Source organism: Streptococcus sp. HMSC34B10, assembly GCF_001839505.1.
In the GTDB taxonomy this organism is placed as follows: Bacteria; Bacillota; Bacilli; order Lactobacillales; family Streptococcaceae; genus Streptococcus; species Streptococcus peroris.
In genome coordinates, this window is record NZ_KV841542.1 from 49,753 (window position 1) to 68,947 (window position 19,195).

Consider the following 19,195-nt stretch of genomic DNA (forward strand, 5'->3'; position numbering starts at 1 on the left):
TATCTACACTTAAACTACACTGTTAAACCATTAGAAAGAACATATGAATTTATAAAATCGTTAGATTAAATGCTCTGTTAATCACAGAAACTGTTTAGATGAACTTCAAAAGTATGAATATACTTAAACCTAGTAAAATGGGATAGGTAACTAACTGTAGCACCAAAACCTTTACTCAGACCACTTATCTAACTATTCGAGATTAGCAAAATTCTATAAAAAAAAGGAAGCAAGTCTGCTTCCTTTTTTATTAGATTATTAGCTATTCAAAGCTGCTGCCATTGTAGCTGCAACTTCAGCTTCAAAATCATTTGAAGCTTTCTCGATACCTTCCCCAACTTCAAAACGAGCGAACTCAACTACTGAAGCGTTAACTGATTCAAGGTATGCTTCAACTGTCTTGCTGTCATCCATGATGTAGACTTGTGCAAGAAGAGTGTAGGCTTGGTCAACTTTAGTGTTGTCAAGCATGAAGCGGTCCATTTTACCTGGAATGATTTTATCCCAGATTTTTTCTGGTTTACCTTCTGCAGCCAATTCAGCCTTAATATCAGCTTCAGCTTGAGCGATTACTTCGTCAGTCAATTGTGCTTTTGAACCGAATTTCAAGTGTGGAAGTGCTGGTTTACCAACCATTGCGCGACTTTCGTTATCTTGGTCAATCACGTGGTTCAATTGAGCCAATTCATCTTTTACAAATTGTGCATCCAATTCTTTGTATGAAAGAACTGTTGGTTTCATCGCAGCGATATGCATTGAGATTTGTTTAGCAAGTGCTTCATCTCCACCTTCAATAACAGAGATAACACCGATACGTCCACCATTGTGTTGGTATGCTCCAAAGTGTTGTGCATCTGTTTTTTCAAGTAAAGCAAAACGACGGAATGAGATCTTTTCACCGATTGTAGCAGTTGCAGATACATATGCAGCTTCAAGTGTTTCACCTGAAGGCATTGTCAAAGCAAGTGCTTCTTCGTTGTTAGCTGGTTTTCCTTCAGCAATTACTTTAGCTGTAGCATTTACCAACTCAACGAATTGAGCGTTTTTCGCAACGAAGTCAGTTTCAGCATTTACTTCAACTACTGCTGCAACGTTTCCGTTAACATATACACCAGTCAAACCTTCCGCAGCAACACGGTCAGCTTTCTTAGCTGCCTTAGCCATACCTTTTTCGCGAAGCAATTCAATCGCTTTTTCGATATCACCTTCAACTTCAACCAATGCTTTCTTAGCGTCCATAACACCAGCACCAGATTTTTCACGCAACTCTTTAACAAGTTTAGCTGTAATTTCTGCCATTTTGATTCTCCTATATTTTTTAAAAATAGGAGAGCCGGGCTAAGCCCCGCCCTCCTAGGTAATGATTACTTATTTGAATTAAGCGTTGTCGCCTTCTACAACTTCAACGATTTCTTCGATTGAGTCAGCTTGTGCTTCTGAAGCTGCAAATTCAGCTTCAACTGCTGTTGCATCTTCACCTTGACGACCTTCGATGATAGCATCAGCCAATTTAGCTGTAATCAATTTTACAGCGCGAATAGCGTCATCGTTAGCTGGGATAATTACATCGATATCATCTGGGTCAGTGTTTGTGTCGACCATTGCTACAACTGGGATACCCAATTTCTTAGCTTCCTTAACAGCGATTTGTTCTTTGTGTGGATCCACAACGTACATTACGTCTGGAATACGAGGCATATCTTCAATACCACCCAAGAATTTTTCAAGACGTGCACGTTGTTTGTTAAGAAGTGCAACTTCTTTCTTAGGAAGAACTTCAAAAGTTCCATCTTCTTCCATACGTTTGATTTCTTTCAAACGAGCGATACGTTTTTGGATTGTTCCCCAGTTAGTAAGAGTTCCACCCAACCAACGGTGGTTGATGAAATATTGACCTGAACGTACTGCTTCTTCAGCAACTGCGTCAGCTGCTTGTTTCTTAGTACCAACGAACAATACAACTGCATCGTTAGCTGCTGCATCACGCATAAAGTCATATGCTTGGTCAGCGTATTTTACAGTTTGTTGCAAGTCGATAACGTGAATTCCGTTACGTTCAGTGAAGATGTACTTAGCCATCTTAGGGTTCCAGCGACGAGTTTGGTGACCAAAGTGTACACCAGCCTCGAGAAGTTGTTTCATTGAAATTACTGCCATGAGTATTTCTCCTTTTTTGTTTTTTCCTCTTCTTGATTTCAACTTGCAAAACGACCTAAAGGCAACGGCTTCACAATTCATCAAGAATGAGTATTATCGTTCACACGACAAGTTTTATTCTACCATAATTATAGGGTTATTTCAAGCAACATTCTTATTTTTTTCATTGAATCATCAATTACAAGTTCTAAAATAAAAGCACCTCAACATATACTGCTGAGATGTTCTAATAGCTAATTTTTAAAAATTTAATGTAGTAGCAAAATAATTAGTTCATCCTATCTACTTCGAAGTTTCTTGCGGATTTTATAGGCTATATTAAACAAGAAATACAATGAGCTAGTTGGATAGTTAAACTCACCAGCAAACTCCTCAATTGTGGGATTAAATTTAGATTTAAAATTAAATAATCCACCCTCTAAGTTGTTTTCAATTCCACCCATATTATGAGTCTCTGCCCCACGTTCAAATGAATGTTGAGCTGTCTCAAACCATGTAGGAATAGCAGGTTGATAGTGTCTAAACTCTTCATTCATTCCAGCATATAAGTTTTCTGAGGTTTTTCCAAATTCGATGGTCAAAGTTCCAGATAATGGGACGATATTGTCCCCTCTATCAATATGGCTCTTAAGAAAAGAAACCTCTTCCTCTAACCGTTTTCTCTCTTGCTGATTATCTTTTACTTTGCCTTCTTTCGTTTTATCTGTAAACTTCTGCGCTGTTTTTAGATTCTTTTCGAGTTGATTCTCAACTTCTTTCAATCTATTAGGTAAATCTAAATAGCTCAGTGTGATAAAGGAGTGATCAGGATAAGTGTTCAGTAACTTTTGATAATAATCTTTACCTCGTAAACTAATGTTCTTACGAGACTCTGTTTTCTTCATTAAAAATGAAAATTCATCTAATAAGTCGAGTCCACCGAATTTTACTTCCAATCCTTTATTTCTTGCAGTTCGGATAGCCTGCTTAGTAGACTTGGATAATTGATCTAGTGAGAAGTTTTCTTTATGAATATTGGCTTGAAAACGTGGTTGTATATTTTCTGCCATATCCTTTGTTAAGCCTGTCCAATGAACTTTATTCCTCTGTAATTCCTCTACGATTTCTAAAGTTCTAGAATCCTGAACAGCTTCTTGACCAATAAAAGTTCGACTGATAAATAGACTTGGATCAAATTTAACCATTATTGCACGGCTTTTTTTAGCAAGCTTTTTCAACGATAAAAGTACAAATTTCAGAAGTTCTTTATCAGTATAATCAATAACTGGACCACGTGGAATATAGAACATAGAAAGCCCTAATGGAAGAGGTTGAATTAAAATATTCGCTACCCCAACCAATTGGTCATCTTTATAAAACCCAACTCTCTCGTTCCCCCAGGTATTCTTTATCTTGGACCAATCACTACTTTGCAATAGATTTCCTTGAGGATGATTTTGTAAAAATAAATCCCACTCTTGAACATCAACATTCATTTTATAAGTAAACATAATTCCAGTACCAACTCTCTTAAAATCTATTTTATCTCCACCAACTTGTTTATGTGCTAATTCTCTATATTTCATCTAGTTTTACCTAAACGAATGAAAATAATATGTCAATGACTAATCATGATATGATGAAATTTATTTTTTAAACACTATACAAAGGGTGAGATTCATAAAACCTCACCCTAAATTGAATAATAATCAGTATATTAGTTTGGATAAATGTATCTTACTGTACCACGTGATGCTGTAGGATTAAACCATCCACGGTAATTTCCGATTGGTTGAGTACCACTACCATCATAGTTACATTCTGAAACTTGGATACGTGTTGTTGACTCAACGGCAGTAACAACCGCTACGTGTCCATAGCCACCATCATCCCAACAAGCAATCGCACCAACTTGTGGTGTAGAACCTGTACGGAAACCTGCTGCTGCTGCACTAGTAGCCCACTGACCACCATTACCCCAGTAATCACCAGCCCATGGAGCCAAGGTCTTAGCACCCCATGTACATTGACCTGCAGGGTAACTAGAAGCATTTGAACTATAAGTTGGTCGTTGACTTACAGTCGTTGCTGCGGGTGTGTAGCTTGAATCATCATCTGATGATGAAGAAGAGCTTGAAGTTGCTTGTACTTGTGCAGCAAAAGTTGTGTTAGCTGAAGCTGCAAGCGACTGTTGTTGACTTGCTTGTTTAGCTTTATAAGCTGCCTCTGCTTCTGCTGCGGCTTTGGCTTCTGCCTCCGCTGCGGCTTTCTTCTCTAACAAGCTAGCTTTATCGTTCTCTGCTGTAGCTTTTTCAGCTGCAAGATTTAACTCAGCTACTTTCAATTCTGCTTGTTTTGTTGTCAAAGCTTGAGCATCGTCAGCAAGCGTTTGTTGATTTGCAATAACTGTATTGATTGCTTCGTTGTTTGCAACTTGTTTTTCAGAAATAGCTTTCTTATCTTCTTTTTGTTGCTCCAACATCTTGTTATTGGCTGATACGATTTCACTCATAGCTGCTACACGAGAAATAGCTTCTGTGATTGAGTTAGAATTGATAATCGTGTTAATGTAGCTTGTAGCAGTTCCGCTAGTTTGGGCACTGCGAGCTTGGTTTTCAAGTGATTCATTACGAGCTACGATATTTTTTGAAAGTTCTGTGATTTCACCTTCAAGCTTTTTAGATTCTTCTTGAAGTTTTTCATTCTCAGTTTGTAACTTTTCTTGTTCAGTTTGAATAGCTGTAACCTTAGTTTGAACCTCATCTACTTGTTTTTGAGCTTCCTTCTGTTGCGTTGTCAACTCACTAATTTTGCTATCCTGAGCAGCAATTTTTTCATCTGTTGTTTCAGCTTTAACACTGGAAAGCACAGCTACTTGTGAAACTAATACTGTACTTAACATAAGTGATGTTAGGATTTTTTTCTTCATAAATGTAAATACTCCTTCTTTAAAAAGACAATACTAGTATATCAAAAAAAGGCTTAATAAATATTACGCCTTTATTACATTTTTGTTTCTTTCTTATAGATATATTTTTTCAAAAATATATTGGAAAATTAACATCCATATACAATTCAATATCATTGTAGGAACTAGACCATAAACTATGAATACTGATAGATTCTCAGCAGATAGCCCTACAAGATGAGCTAGCAGGAAACTACCAAACTCAAATATGAAAGTCATCATTAAAACAGCTAGTAGTCGAGTCCATCTATTTAACAAAATGACAGAATTCCTTTTATACACAACTGCTCCAATAATCACGAATAAAAGACTGGCAATCCCTATCAAATGAAAGAAGTAGATATCATATAAAAGTCCTATTGCCAGGCAATAAGCTAAAAATAGATACTCTGATACTTCTATCGTCTCAAACAATAGGAAGATAAAGATAAAGTGGCTAACAAGTTGAAAATGTGGGAAAAAGCTATTTACAAACTGCCCCAAATGGCTATCTATCAAGAGAATCATGGGCAATAGCAAAAACATTCCTATCTGCTTAAAAAGTCTCATGACGGATTCCCCACTAACTCTACGACCTTAAGATTTATTGGATTAGTATGCAGTTTAACCATAACTTCTCTTGCCAGATAGTCATTACTATGCGTTACGGATACGACTTCTCCGACAGGGATGTCCGTAGCGTTAAAGTTTCCCAAGCCTCCGGTTACCACTTTATCGCCTTGGCTTACATCTCCATTGCTATTTAACTGACTGACCTTCAGCAGCTCTTTTTCCTTATCGTAACCGACAATAATCCCATAAATGCTAGTAGAACCATGCTGGATTTTAACAGAAATCTTTTCTGTATTTTCAGCATTTGTTAATAGATTGATCACAGTTGAGTTGTTTTCTACTCTTTCCACACTTCCAACCAACCCTCCACCAGCAACAACCAGCATGTTCGTTGTTGCTTCTTGTTGTGAGCCAACATTAACGGTTAATTCTTGTCTCCATGTTGCCGGAGATCTCATGATGACATCCGCAGCAATTAGCTTGGTCACAGTTAATTTTGACTTCATATCTAACAGTTGGCGCAGTTGTTCATTTTCATCTTTTAACCGGTCCGCTTCATTCTTTTCCTTTTCCATTTGATAGAATTCTTTTTTGAGAGTTTCATTCTCGTTATAAGCTCTTGTCAAACTTCCTAAATCAGACTTTATAGATTCCAACCATTGAAATGGTTTCTGCACAATTCTGTCAATCAGAGAAATCCCATCTCCAGCCTTTGTCACAACTGCACTGGACCGTGTCGTCACTAAAAAAGCTGAAACTATCAATGCAACGACAAATAGAACAATGATATATTTTGATTTTTTAAAACGGTTCATACCTCTACCCTATCTCATTCTATACTACACTTTAGGATTTCAATAAAAATAGAATAACACCCAAAACACAAATAAGTAATAGAGTTGCACTATCTTTATTCATCCATTTCAACTGTCGATACTGACTACGTCCATTCCCTCCTTGATATCCTCTAGCTTCCATAGCTGTAGCAAGAGAATCCGCTCGTTTCAAACTTGTAGCAAATAAAGGAATCAAAATGGGAATCATAGCCTTAACCTTTTGGATTACATTACCTTCCCCAAAATCTACACCACGCGCCTTTTGAGCATTCATAATGCGAATCGTATCATCCATTAAGGTTGGTACAAAACGTAAACTCATGGACAACATGAGCCCAACTTCATGCACAGGAACCTTCAGCTTTTTTAAAGGCCCAAGCAAGGATTCAACTGCTGTTGCTAAGCTGAGTGGCATGGTTGTTAACGTAAGCAAGGTTGAGAAAAAGACGATCAACACAAAGCGGCAAAAAATAATTCCTGCCTGCTCAATCCCAAGACTTGTAATTTTTATAAACCCAATCTCAAGCAAGACATCGCCCCCAGATATAAAGAACAGTTGAAAAAGGGTTGTAAAAGCAATCAGAAAAAACATAGACCGCAAACCTTTTATGAAAAAAGATAAGGGAACTTCTGATAAAGCTACAAATATGCCAGTTGCCACGAAAAGAATTATATTTGTTATTGGATTATTAGCCCAAAAAACAATCATAATTAATAAAATCATCGCCACTAACTTACTACGAGGATCCAGACGATGAACAATCGAATTTCCTGGTATGTAACGACCTAAAATCATATTATCCATTGATGAACTCCTTAAACTCCTCTATCGTTATCGGCAATTGTTTAAAAGAAACTCCTCTGTTAGCTAGTCTTTGAGCAAATCTTGTAATTTTTGGAACACCTAATTGGATTTTTCCCATAAATTCAACCTGTTGAAAGACAAGACTTGGTTTCCCACCTTTCACTAGCTTTCCTTTTTCCATCACATATACTTGATCAGCAAATTCGGCAACGTCATCCATCAGATGGGTTACTAAAACAATCGTTATGCCGTCTTGATGAAGCTTTTTAAACAAGTTCATCAACTCTTTTCGACCAATTGGATCCAAACCAGCTGTTGGCTCGTCTAAAACTAAGATCTTAGGTTCCATTGCTAAAATTCCAGCAATAGCAACCCTTCTCATCTGACCACCTGAAAGTTCAAACGGACTTCGTTCAAAGAGGGATTCATCAATTCCTACTAAAGCCAGTTTTTCACGCGCAATAGCCTCTGCCTCTTCTACAGAAACTCCAAAATTTTGAGGTCCAAAAGCCACATCTTTCAAAACTGTTTCCTCAAAAATTTGATTCTCTGCAAACTGAAATACCAACCCAACTTGTTTACGAATTTGACGAATTTCCTTATTAACTGATGTGGGTGTAATCAATGTATCAAAAACGCGAACACTTCCCTCTGTAGGAACGAGTAACCCATTCAAAAGCTGCAAAATTGTGGATTTTCCACTTCCTGTATGCCCAATAATCGCAGTATAGGAACCATCCTCTATAGTCAAACTGACATCTGACAAAGCAGCTGAAGCAAACGGTGTTCCTTCCTGATACGTATAACTAACATTGTCTAGAATAATTCCCATAAAGCCTCCTCAAGTTCCTCCTCGGTCAGGTAGTGCTCTGGCAATTTTAAACCACTAGCACGCAGTGATTGCTTTAATTGGTTGACAAAGGGTTGATCTAAGCCAATTTGATCTAAATCTGATCTAGAGAATAATTCTCTAGGAGTGCTTGTTGACTCGACCTCTCCTTTTTTCATCACCAAAATACGGTCACTCATAGCAACCTCATCTAAATCATGTGTAATGGAGATAACTGTCATATGGTGGTCTTGACGAATTTTCTGGACTATCTTAATCAACTCTAAGCGTCCCTCTGGATCCAACATACTTGTAGCCTCATCCAAGATTAAAATATCTGGTCGCAAAGCAACAACTCCTGCAATCGCTACCCTCTGTTTCTGACCGCCTGATAAACGAGATGGTTCCTTTTTAGCAAATTCAGCCATCCCAACCAATGATAGAGCCTCAGAAACTCGTTTCTTCATCTCTTCAAGTGGGATTCCTTGGTTTTCTAGGCCAAAGGCAACATCATCTTCGACTGTCGCTCCTACGAATTGGTTATCAGGGTTTTGAAAGACCATACCAATCTTACGCCTTTTTTCCCAGACATTTCCCGGAGTTAGGCAATCACCATCTATCCAAATTTCTCCAGACTCAGCCTCGAGCAAGCCGTCAATCAAACGAACTGTCGTTGATTTTCCACTGCCATTATGACCAACGATAGACAACCATTCTCCACGTTTCACGTGAAACGTAATATTATAAACATCATAGTGTTCTTGATCTGCCTGGTATCGAAATGACAGATTCTTAATTTCAATAATCGATTCCATATCTAGCGAAAGGTTCCTTTAAACAAATACGCACTTCCCTTGAAATAGTCATAGCCAGAATAAATTGTAAAGAACAAGGCAATATAAAGAGTTATCTGACCAAGTAAATTCCAATGGAATAATAAGAAGATAATCGCAAACATCTGGCTAAATGTCTTGATTTTTCCTGGCATTGCTGCAGCTAAAACAGTACCTCCGGTTTCAACTAAAAGCAAGCGCAAACCAGTAACTGCAAGTTCACGACAAATGATAATAGCCACCACCCAAGCAGGAGCCATATCGAGACCAACTAACATAATAAACGCTGACATAACCAATAACTTATCAGCCATTGGATCAGCAAATTTCCCAAAATTGCTAACGACTTTCCATTTTCTAGCTAAATAGCCGTCTAGATAGTCAGTGATACTTGCAATGGCAAAAATAATTGCTGCTATTTTATGTAACACAGGAGATGGTTCAAATGATAGAAGGAGAATAAAAATTGGAATAAATAAAATTCTACCAAGCGTAAGTATATTAGGAATATTTTCTTTTTTCATATTATCCTTCCTTATTTTGAACTCACTATTAGTCTAATCCATCCAGTTTGACCGGTTAATTTCGACGTATCAATTTCTTGATTATCGATTTTGATTTTCACGCCTTTAACAACTCCTAATGTGATCGTTACCGGAGAGCCTTTAGAAACCGTTGTTTTAGCTGTTTTATTATTTGGCTCCAGAGTCGTTCCTCCAGCTAAATTAGTATCTGAAACACTAATCCAACTTGTCGCATCCGATACAGAGAATTGAAGTTCGGCAGTATCTTTTGCAGTTTTATATTCTGCTGAAATAACATCTCCTTGACCTGAAACAGTCACAGTAGATGCCTCGCTCGAACTTGATGTGCTAGTGGTTTGGTTAGTAGTTGTTGATTCACTACTTGTTGCATTTGTAGTTGTCGTAACAACATTATAGTTGGCTGCAGTTGTCTCTGTTGGTTGTGTTTGAATATAATTCCAAACATAGTAGGTTACGAAAAGTAAAATTGATAAAGAGAATAGAATGAAGTAAAAAAGTGGAAGAAAAGAACGTTTCTTACGATTAGAACGTCTACGACCTGATAGCTCTATCTCATCAACATCAACCTCTTCATAGGTAATCATACTGCCCGAATCATAAGCGTCTAAAACTATATTTTCATCTAATTCAACTGCCCAAGCATACTTTCTCAAAAAAGAACGAGCATAAAAAGGACTAGGTAATTTATCAAAATCATCTGATTCTAGGGCCTCTAGCAAATCAAGTTGAATATCTGTCTTACGCTGCAACTCCTCCAAACTTAAACCTTGGTTAATTCTTGCTAAACGTAAAACTTCACCGATTGTCTTTTTTCTCATACTTACCATTCCTTCTTTCTAGTTTATATTATTCCCCTAATTGATAATCATAGTGGAAAAATTGTATACTCAACTATTTCACTATTATCGATAAAATGATGCCCTACCTCTAGAACATCTTCCAAGGTTATTTCCTGTATAATTTTGGGCAAATCAAACAAGGTTGATTCGTCAGTATGTGACTGATACTGAGTTGCAATAAATTCTAGAGAATTCATATTATGGATAAATTCTCCATAAATTTCACTCTTTACTAAATCAAGATGCTCTTCTGACACATCTGGATCTGTTACAAAATTTTGAATCGCCTTTCGAAATTGGTGCGAAATGCCCACAGGTTCTTTTGTATCCATTGTCAACATTAAGAAATTAAAACGACGATTGATTTCAACTTCCAAGGATAACGAAGAATCTAGTTTCCCAGTTTCATACAAATTCTGAAATCGTTTTGACGTCCATCCAAACATCATCGTAAATAGCGCCTTCAATAAGACTCCATATCGATAACAATCCATATCCCCCATCTCAGTATTTGTTCGAACTCCAATAGCTAACTTAGGAGAAGCTACATCCATACGAATACTCTCCACTTTCTTCACAGGATGTAAAGCTATTTTTTCTCGGGGAGTTTCATCTATCGGATTCCCAGTATTTCTATTAGAAAAATAATCCTGTATCAATTCTAACTCAAAATTCCCGACAAGAAAAATATGGCTATTGATAGGAGCGTAAAACTCATCAAAATTATCTCGTAAATCTTCTAAACGAATAGCTTCTATAGATTTTTCAGTACCAACAATATCCGAAGCTAAAGGGGTTTCCGGATAAAGATTTGCAAGAGTTTTAAAAAATAAGCAGGAATCTGGATCATCTTGGTACATTTCGCGCTCTTGCTGGATAATATCCTTTTCACGTTCAACTGATTCTTCAGTGATATGAAAACCTGTAACGAGTTCTTCAAGCAAATCCAAACACTCTATAACACGATCAGATGTTGAAAATAGATAGCTAGTATTTGTAAAGCTTGTAAAGGCATTGCTTTCTGCTCCTAGTTCAGTAAAAGCAGCCATAATATCTTCAGAGTTTTCTCTTTCAAAAAGTTTATGTTCTAAAAAATGAGCAATTCCATTAGGATATGATTTCTTTTTTCCATCTTTAGCTGTAAACTCTGTGTCAACTGAACCAACTTGAACAGTTGCCACACCATATACCTCGTTAAAGTCATTTTTTGGAAGTAAAGAAACTGTCAAGCCGTTTTTTAATGTTGCTTGATAAAGAGTTTCCTTTACAGCAGGATAATATTTCTCTTGAAAAGTTACTCTAGTCATTCTGCTCCTTCCATAAAATAAATTGCCTGCAATTTCAAACTAGATGCCACCCTACAGATTTCATCCCTGTCAACTTGCTCTAGCTGCTCTATCAAAGTTTCTTGGTCTAAAACTGATTTACCAAAAAAGAGGCTTAAGTATTCTCTATCTATAATCGAATCTTGATTATCCTGACTCAACAACATCGTCCTAAGAATCATTTCCTTAGTCTGATTGATTTCTACATCAGTAAATCTACCATTTTTTATAGCTAACAATTGATCGTTCATCAGTTTTCTTACTTTATTTCGCTCCTGACGATTGATGCCAGCAAATAATCGCAAAAATCCACTAAAAAGATCTAAGTGACTGGATACAGTATAGGCCAACCCTTCCTTTTCCCGAACTTGAGTAAATAATTTAGAATGTGGAAAAGCCCCTAGTAAACCATTTACAAGAAGTAAAGCCATTTTTTGATCATCCCCATAACCAATTGTGCTATGGTAACCCATTTCTAGAATAGACTGACCAAGTTTTTTTCTGATGATTCCCTCTCTAAGAACATTTGAATACTCTTGTCGATATTGGATATTTACAGTTGCTTTACGACCTGTCAAGGGAAATTTTTTCAAATTTTCTAGAATTTCGACTTCATTAAAGTCTCCTAAGAAGAATAAATCTATTCTATCTTCGCTTAGCATTTTTTCAAAACTTGAATAACTCGTCTCAGAAGTCTCTTCTGAAATCCTAGAGATCAAATCTCTAGGAACTAACTGCATTGATTCTTCTTGGAAAAACAACTGATCCAATTCCTTATGTGCAGAGAAAAACGGGTCTTCTAATTCTGATTCCAGTCTAGCTAACAATTGTTTCTTTTCAATTTCAAAAGTATTTTTCTCAAATCCATCCTCATCCAACAAAGGATTAAATAAAACTTGATGCAATAATTCTAAAATTTGGGCAGTTAACACGTTTTTCTTACTTAAAAATTCATCTCGAACATAAGTAAAACTCACATCTACCAGATGACTTTGTCCTCTCCGATAGGCATGAGATGATAAATCTGCCCCATACAAAGCTGCCAAATGTTTCCTAAGAATTTGAGCTGTTGGATAAGTCTTATTTGCGGTTTCAAGCACACTGGCACTTAACATGCGACCAGAAATCAAATCCAGAGATAATGGAGCTGTGAAACGCATGGTTATTTTATTTGTCTTAAACTTTTTAGATTGGATAAAATGCACTGCAATTCCAGGGTATAACTCCATCTTTTACCTCCTTTTAAATAGAGTTCTATTATACCATGAAAACAAAAATTTTTCTTGTTCTCTTTGACTCTTTTAAAATTAAAATCGTTTTCATATCTCGGGTTTTCCCTCCACTATTTTAACTAAAATATGGTATAATACCAAAGATTGAGGTGAACTATGGAATACAAATTATTTGAAGAATTTATTACGCTCCAAGCTCTTCTGAAAGATCTTGGAATCATACACAGCGGTGGTGCTATTAAATCCTTTTTAGCCGACCATCTTGTATATTTTAATGGAGAATTAGAAAATCGACGGGGTAAAAAAATTAGGACTGGTGATACTATTGACATTCCTGATTTAAAAACACACATTGTTTTAGTTCAACCCAATCTAGAGGAACTAGAGAAGTTTCAACAAGACAAAATTGAGAAAGAGCGTGTCGCTAAGCTTGTAAAGGAAATGAGCAAGAAGGTACAAAAAAAGCCAGCGGAAAAGAACCCGTCAACAAAAGCAAAAAGTGCACCACGTTTCCCAGGTAGGTAAATATGTGGCTGAAAAACCTATCTATTAAACAATTTCGTAACTACCGTGATACAGAAATTGAATTCAATCCAAAACTAAATGTTTTTGTCGGCCGAAATGCCCAAGGAAAAACCAATCTTCTTGAGAGCATCTATTTTTTAGCTCTAACAAGAAGCCACCGTACAAAGACAGATAAAAATTTAATTCAATTTGAAGAAGAACAACTGCAAGTTTCTGGAATCTTGCAAAAGAAAACAGCGAGCATTCCACTCGAAATTGACCTAACACAAAAAGGGCGAATTACTAAAGTAAATCACTTAAAGCAAGCTCGTCTATCAGACTATATTGGTCATATGAATGTTGTCTTATTTGCCCCAGAAGATTTACAACTTGTCAAAGGCGCTCCGGCCATTCGTCGTAAATTCATTGACATGGAGTTAGGTCAAATCAAACCAATTTACTTGTCAGACCTGTCAAGTTATAACCACATCCTTAAACAGAGAAATAGCTATCTAAAATCTACACAAAATATTGATGACACTTTTTTATCTGTCCTTGATGACCAACTGGTAGAGTACGGATGTCGTGTAATGATTCATCGAGCTGATTTTATTCAGAAAATGGAACTCTTTGGCAAGAAAAAACATTTTGACATCTCAGATCAGTTAGAGGAACTGTCAATCCATTATCAACCTTCTGTAAACTTTGTTGACAAGAATCATTTGGCTGAATCTTTCTATGCAGCTCTTCAAAAAAGTAGATCCAGAGATTTATTTAAAAAGAATACGGGAGTTGGTCCTCATCGAGATGATATGATTTTCATGATTAATGGAATGGAAGCAAGTTTTGGAAGTCAAGGGCAACATCGTAGCTTGGTACTTTCTATAAAACTTGCTGAAATCGAATTGATGGAAAGCATCACCAAGGAATCTCCAATTCTTTTACTTGACGATGTTATGAGTGAACTTGACAATACTCGTCAACTTAAATTGTTAGAAACTATTTCTCAGAATATCCAAACCTTTATTACAACTACTAGTTTAGACCATCTTCAAAACTTGCCTGATACCCTCAGTGTATTTACAGTAAACAGCGGTCAAATAGTTGTAAATTAAAGTTTACAGTTTTATCAAAACAAAAAATCTCCTGTCAAACAGGAGATTTTTTGTTTACATTGAGTAGTTTGGAGCTTCATTAGTGATTTGCACATCGTGTGGATGGCTTTCTTTTAGACCCGCACCAGACATTTCGATAAATTGAGCATTGTCATGCAATTCTTTAAGATTAGCTGCACCACAATAACCCATACCAGAACGGATACCACCAATCATTTGGAAGACGATATCAGCAGCAGCTCCTTTATAAGCAACACGTCCTTCAATTCCTTCTGGAACGAGTTTGTTTGCTTCATTAACAGAACCTTGGAAGTAACGGTCGCTTGAACCTTTCTTCATTGCGGCGATTGAACCCATACCACGGTATGTCTTGAACTTACGTCCTTGGAAGATTTCAGTTTCTCCTGGAGCTTCATCTGTTCCTGCAAACATTGATCCAAGCATTACTGCATTTCCACCAGCAGCAAGAGCTTTAACAATATCTCCAGAATACTTGATTCCGCCATCAGCAATGATTGTTTTACCATATTCACGCGCCACTGCTGCAGCATCGTAAATAGCTGTAACTTGAGGAACTCCAACACCTGCGATTACACGAGTTGTACAGATTGAACCTGGTCCAATACCGACTTTAACAACGTCAACACCTGCATCATAAAGGGCACGCGCACCTTCAGCAGTAGCGATATTCCCAGCAATCAGTGTACGGTCTGGGAAATGCGCACGGATTTCAGCAATTTTACGAAGAACCCCTGCTGAGTGACCATGGGCAGTATCGATGACAATGGCATCCGCCCCTGCTTCAAAGAGGGCTTCAGCACGTTCAAATGTATCAGAAGTAACACCTACCGCACCAGCGACTAGAAGACGACCGAATTCATCTTTTGCAGCATTTGGAAATTCGATTACTTTTTCAATATCTTTAATGGTGATTAAACCAGATAGACGTCCTTCCTCATCAACTAGAGGTAATTTCTCAATACGGTGTTCTTGAAGAATACTCTCTGCAGTTTTTAAGTCTGTACCAACCGGAGCAGTAACTAGGTTTTCACTAGTCATGTGTTTTGAAATTGGTTGATTGTAGTCAGAAATGAAACGCAGATCTCGGTTGGTCAAAATACCAATTAACTTACGGTTTTCAAGAGTTTCAACCACTGGGACACCACTGATACGGTAACGGCCCATGAGTTCATCTGCTTCAGCGATGGTATGTTCCGGAGTCAAGAAGAATGGATCAATGATAACACCATTTTCAGAACGTTTTACCTTTCGAACTTCATCTGCCTGTTGTTCGATAGACATATTTTTATGGATAACTCCAAGTCCACCTGCACGCGCGATTGCAATGGCCATTTGGCTTTCTGTTACAGTGTCCATTGCAGCTGTAATAATTGGGATATTTAAAGTCAAATTATCTGCCAATTTTGTTGTTAAATCCGCATCATTAGGCAACACATGACTCTCTGCTGGAATTAGCAATACATCATCAAAGGTAAAACCTTTTTTCAAAAATTTAGTGTCCCAATTAGACATTGAAGTTTCCTCTTTTCTTTCTTTATTGAGCTAAACGCTTTTTGTATTGTATCTATCATACCATTCTATGAAAATTTGTCAATTAAATTTATAAGAGAATAAATAAAAAACTATCCCTCTTATTTTAAAGAAGAAATAGTTTTATAGTTCATATTTTATCCATTAATGAAAGTAATTTAACCCCATTGCTGATTTAACTTCCGATAAGGTTTGACCAGCAACTTCTCGAGCTTTTTCACTACCTTTTTGAAGCATATTATAAACCTCACCCATATCTTTAGCATATTCTAGGCGACGTTCACGGATTGGACCAAGTTCACGTTCTAGGATTTCAAGTAGGTAGCGTTTGGTCTTAACATCACCAAGACCTCCACGTTGATAATGTTCCTTCATTTCAGCAATTTCTTGAGCATCCTCTGGTCGACCGAATACATCCAAGTAATGGAAAACCATATTTCCTTCAATCTTACCTGGATCCTCAACACGAATATGGTCTGGATCTGTATACATACTCATTACTTTTTTACGCAAAGTATCCGCATCATCAGCTAGGTAAATACCATTATTGAGTGATTTCGACATTTTCGCATTGCCATCAAGTCCTGGTAAACGTCCTGCTCCTTCATGCTCAGGATAAATTCCTTCTGGTTCTACTAAAACATCACAGTTATAGGCATGGTTGAAGGAACGCACAATTTCACGTGTTTGTTCAATCATCGGCTTTTGATCATTCCCTACTGGAACTAAGTTCGCCTTAAATGCTGTAATATCTGCTGCTTGCGAGATTGGATAAACTAAAAATCCAGTTGGAATACTTTCTCCAAAGCCTTTTTGAGCAATTTCAGTCTTTACGGTTGGATTTCGTTCCAAACGAGCTAATGAAACTAGGTTCATATAGTACATAGACAGCTCTGCCAATTCTGGAATCTGACTTTGAATAAAAATTGTTGATTTATTAGGATCTAAGCCCACTGCAAGATAGTCCAAGGCAACATTTCCAATAGATTCTACAATAGTTTGTGGATCTTTTGCATGATCTGTTAGAGCTTGCTGGTCAGCTAAAAAAATAAACATGTCATATTTATTTTCTTCTTGTAGTAATACACGATTTTTCAAACTGCCAACGTAGTGCCCAATATGTAATTTCCCCGTTGGACGATCTCCTGTTAAAATAATGGGTTTACTCATCTTATTCTCCTTTGATATGGTCCTTTCAATTATAGCATTTTTTTAATAAAAAGACAGATAATTTTTTTATTCAAACAATAGAGACGTTGCCTCTTTCAACTGTAAAGGCATTGTCAATCTTCTTTACAGAAAATTGACAGACAAAAATTTGAATATTTCCGTATTTTCTAGTAGAATAAATATAATACACATATAGGAGAAAAACATTGCTTACAGTATCAGATGTTTCACTACGTTTCAGTGATCGTAAACTATTTGATGATGTCAACATCAAATTTACAGAAGGAAATACTTATGGCTTGATTGGGGCTAATGGTGCCGGAAAATCAACATTTTTAAAAATTTTGGCTGGAGACATTGAACCTACCACAGGTCATATTTCTCTTGGTCCAAATGAACGTCTATCCGTTCTTCGACAAAACCATTTTGACTATGAGGATGAACGTGCGATTGACGTTGTTATTATGGGTAACGAAAAACTATACAGCATCATGAAAGAAAAAGATGCTATTTATATGAAGGCAGATTTTTCAGATGAAGATGGTGTACGAGCAGCTGAACTAGAAAGTGAATTTGCCGAACTTGGTGGTTGGGAAGCTGAAAGTGAAGCTTCTCAGCTTCTACAAAATTTAAATATTCCTGAAGATCTCCATTACCAAAATATGAGTGAACTTGCAAATGGTGATAAAGTGAAGGTTCTCCTTGCTAAAGCTCTTTTTGGTAAACCAGATGTCCTTCTTTTGGATGAACCAACCAATGGTCTCGACATTCAGTCTATCACTTGGCTAGAAAACTTCTTAATTGACTTTGATAACACCGTCATTGTTGTTTCCCATGACCGTCACTTTTTAAATAAAGTATGTACTCATATGGCAGACCTTGACTTTGGAAAGATTAAACTATACGTTGGTAACTATGACTTCTGGAAAGAATCCTCTGAACTTGCTGCCAAATTGCTAGCAGACCGCAATGCAAAAGCTGAAGAAAAAATTAAGCAACTTCAAGAATTCGTTGCTCGATTCTCTGCAAATGCTTCTAAATCTAGACAGGCAACTTCACGTAAAAAAATGCTTGACAAAATTGAGTTGGAAGAAATCGTACCATCTAGTCGTAAATACCCATTTATCAATTTTAAAGCTGAACGAGAAATTGGTAATGATCTCTTGACAGTAGAAAACTTGTCTGTCAAGATTGACGGTGAAATTATCTTAGATAATATCAGTTTTATCCTACGCCCAGGTGATAAGACAGCTCTTATCGGACAAAACGACATTCAAACGACTGCATTGATTCGTGCAATCATGGGGGATATCGAGTATGAAGGGACTGTCAAGTGGGGAGTTACAACTAGTCGCTCTTACTTACCAAAAGACAATTCAGCTGATTTTGCTGGCAGTGAATCTATTCTTGACTGGCTCCGTCAATTCGCAAGTAAAGAAGAAGATGACAACACTTTCTTGCGTGGTTTCCTAGGTCGTATGCTCTTCTCTGGAGACGAAGTTAACAAACCTGTAAACGTCTTGTCAGGAGGAGAAAAGGTGCGCGTGATGCTCTCAAAACTCATGCTTTTGAAATCAAATGTACTTGTACTTGACGATCCTACAAATCACTTAGACTTGGAATCTATCTCAAGCTTGAACGATGGATTGAAAAACTTTAAAGAGTCCATCATCTTTGCCAGTCACGACCATGAGTTTATTCAAACTTTGGCTAACCACATTATTGTCTTATCTAAAAACGGCGTCATCGATCGTATTGATGAAACCTATGATGAATTCTTAGAAAATGCTGAAGTTCAAGCAAAAGTCAAAGAACTTTGGAAGGATTAAAATAGATTATAAAAACTCAGTTGGATTAATTCAACTGAGTTTTTATAATTATTAGTTACTTGTAAATCATTCGATGTAAGTTCTGTCAAGTTGTTTTCTTTTAAAACATTCATTGTTTCACGTGAA

18 protein-coding genes are annotated in these 19,195 nt (G+C 36.9%); 3 read left to right on the plus strand and 15 right to left on the minus strand.

The genetic code is table 11. The features are described from left to right. Positions 1 to 258 precede the first annotated feature (258 nt). The 13 genes from tsf to yfmF all read right to left on the minus strand — a co-directional run bounded on the left by tsf (position 259) and on the right by yfmF (position 12,897). Positions 259 to 1,299 carry a translation elongation factor Ts gene (tsf, locus tag HMPREF3237_RS00935; RefSeq protein WP_070888535.1) on the minus strand — a complete coding sequence of 347 codons (1,041 nt, stop codon included), beginning with the start codon at positions 1,297 to 1,299 and terminating at the stop codon, positions 259 to 261. 78 nt (positions 1,300 to 1,377) lie between these two features. Next, positions 1,378 to 2,157, minus strand: coding sequence for a 30S ribosomal protein S2 (rpsB, locus tag HMPREF3237_RS00940; protein WP_025168745.1), 780 nt, complete (start codon positions 2,155 to 2,157; stop codon positions 1,378 to 1,380). Between the two features lie 278 nt (positions 2,158 to 2,435). Further along, positions 2,436 to 3,647, minus strand: a complete 1,212-nt coding sequence (locus HMPREF3237_RS00945) for an aminoacyltransferase (RefSeq protein ID WP_070888560.1) — start codon at positions 3,645 to 3,647, stop codon at positions 2,436 to 2,438. Between the two features lie 206 nt (positions 3,648 to 3,853). Then, complete coding sequence (gene pcsB / locus HMPREF3237_RS00950) at positions 3,854 to 5,065, minus strand: peptidoglycan hydrolase PcsB (protein ID WP_070888536.1); 1,212 nt, start codon at positions 5,063 to 5,065, stop codon at positions 3,854 to 3,856. A 93-nt stretch (positions 5,066 to 5,158) separates the two neighbouring features. Further along, the gene (gene mreD / locus HMPREF3237_RS00955) at positions 5,159 to 5,653 is read right to left on the minus strand and encodes a rod shape-determining protein MreD (RefSeq protein WP_006146071.1); all 495 of its coding nucleotides are present in this window, start codon (positions 5,651 to 5,653) and stop codon (positions 5,159 to 5,161) included. Further along, entirely contained in the window at positions 5,650 to 6,471 is an 822-nt protein-coding gene (gene mreC, locus HMPREF3237_RS00960) for a rod shape-determining protein MreC (RefSeq protein ID WP_070888537.1), read from the minus strand. Before mreC ends, mreD begins: the two co-directional genes overlap by 4 nt. A 31-nt stretch (positions 6,472 to 6,502) precedes the next feature. Beyond that, entirely contained in the window at positions 6,503 to 7,297 is a 795-nt protein-coding gene (locus tag HMPREF3237_RS00965; protein WP_070888538.1) for an energy-coupling factor transporter transmembrane component T family protein, read from the minus strand. Then, entirely contained in the window at positions 7,290 to 8,129 is an 840-nt protein-coding gene (locus HMPREF3237_RS00970; protein ID WP_070888539.1) for an energy-coupling factor transporter ATPase, read from the minus strand. Before HMPREF3237_RS00970 ends, HMPREF3237_RS00965 begins: the two co-directional genes overlap by 8 nt. After that, entirely contained in the window at positions 8,114 to 8,941 is an 828-nt protein-coding gene (locus HMPREF3237_RS00975; RefSeq protein WP_070888540.1) for an energy-coupling factor ABC transporter ATP-binding protein, read from the minus strand. The genes HMPREF3237_RS00970 and HMPREF3237_RS00975 overlap by 16 nt, the downstream gene beginning before the upstream one ends. A 2-nt stretch (positions 8,942 to 8,943) precedes the next feature. Then, positions 8,944 to 9,483, minus strand: coding sequence for a CDP-diacylglycerol--glycerol-3-phosphate 3-phosphatidyltransferase (gene pgsA / locus HMPREF3237_RS00980; protein ID WP_070888541.1), 540 nt, complete (start codon positions 9,481 to 9,483; stop codon positions 8,944 to 8,946). Positions 9,484 to 9,494: 11 nt separating this feature from the next. After that, positions 9,495 to 10,322, minus strand: coding sequence for a cytoskeleton protein RodZ (gene rodZ / locus HMPREF3237_RS00985; protein WP_083327645.1), 828 nt, complete (start codon positions 10,320 to 10,322; stop codon positions 9,495 to 9,497). Positions 10,323 to 10,369: 47 nt separating this feature from the next. Further along, positions 10,370 to 11,650 carry an EF-P 5-aminopentanol modification-associated protein YfmH gene (gene yfmH, locus HMPREF3237_RS00990; RefSeq protein ID WP_070888543.1) on the minus strand — a complete coding sequence of 427 codons (1,281 nt, stop codon included), beginning with the start codon at positions 11,648 to 11,650 and terminating at the stop codon, positions 10,370 to 10,372. Next, positions 11,647 to 12,897, minus strand: coding sequence for an EF-P 5-aminopentanol modification-associated protein YfmF (gene yfmF / locus HMPREF3237_RS00995; protein ID WP_070888544.1), 1,251 nt, complete (start codon positions 12,895 to 12,897; stop codon positions 11,647 to 11,649). The genes yfmH and yfmF overlap by 4 nt, the downstream gene beginning before the upstream one ends. A gap of 159 nt (positions 12,898 to 13,056) precedes the next feature. Here yfmF and yaaA point away from each other — a divergent pair, with 159 nt between their 5' ends. Both yaaA and recF read left to right on the plus strand, forming a co-directional pair. Further along, on the plus strand, positions 13,057 to 13,425 hold the full coding sequence (gene yaaA / locus HMPREF3237_RS01000) for a S4 domain-containing protein YaaA (RefSeq protein ID WP_070888545.1): 369 nt from the start codon (positions 13,057 to 13,059) through the stop codon (positions 13,423 to 13,425). Positions 13,426 to 13,427: 2 nt separating this feature from the next. Beyond that, on the plus strand, positions 13,428 to 14,519 hold the full coding sequence (recF, locus tag HMPREF3237_RS01005; protein WP_070888546.1) for a DNA replication/repair protein RecF: 1,092 nt from the start codon (positions 13,428 to 13,430) through the stop codon (positions 14,517 to 14,519). Positions 14,520 to 14,573: 54 nt separating this feature from the next. Here recF and guaB read toward each other — a convergent pair whose 3' ends face one another. Both guaB and trpS read right to left on the minus strand, forming a co-directional pair. Continuing rightward, positions 14,574 to 16,052 (minus strand): IMP dehydrogenase, encoded by a 1,479-nt coding sequence (gene guaB / locus HMPREF3237_RS01010; RefSeq protein WP_006154819.1) that lies wholly within the window; start codon positions 16,050 to 16,052, stop codon positions 14,574 to 14,576. Positions 16,053 to 16,214: 162 nt separating this feature from the next. Further along, positions 16,215 to 17,240, minus strand: a complete 1,026-nt coding sequence (gene trpS / locus HMPREF3237_RS01015) for a tryptophan--tRNA ligase (protein ID WP_070888547.1) — start codon at positions 17,238 to 17,240, stop codon at positions 16,215 to 16,217. Between the two features lie 206 nt (positions 17,241 to 17,446). Here trpS and HMPREF3237_RS01020 point away from each other — a divergent pair, with 206 nt between their 5' ends. After that, the gene (locus HMPREF3237_RS01020; RefSeq protein ID WP_070888548.1) at positions 17,447 to 19,069 is read left to right on the plus strand and encodes an ATP-binding cassette domain-containing protein; all 1,623 of its coding nucleotides are present in this window, start codon (positions 17,447 to 17,449) and stop codon (positions 19,067 to 19,069) included. Positions 19,070 to 19,195: the final 126 nt, after the last annotated feature.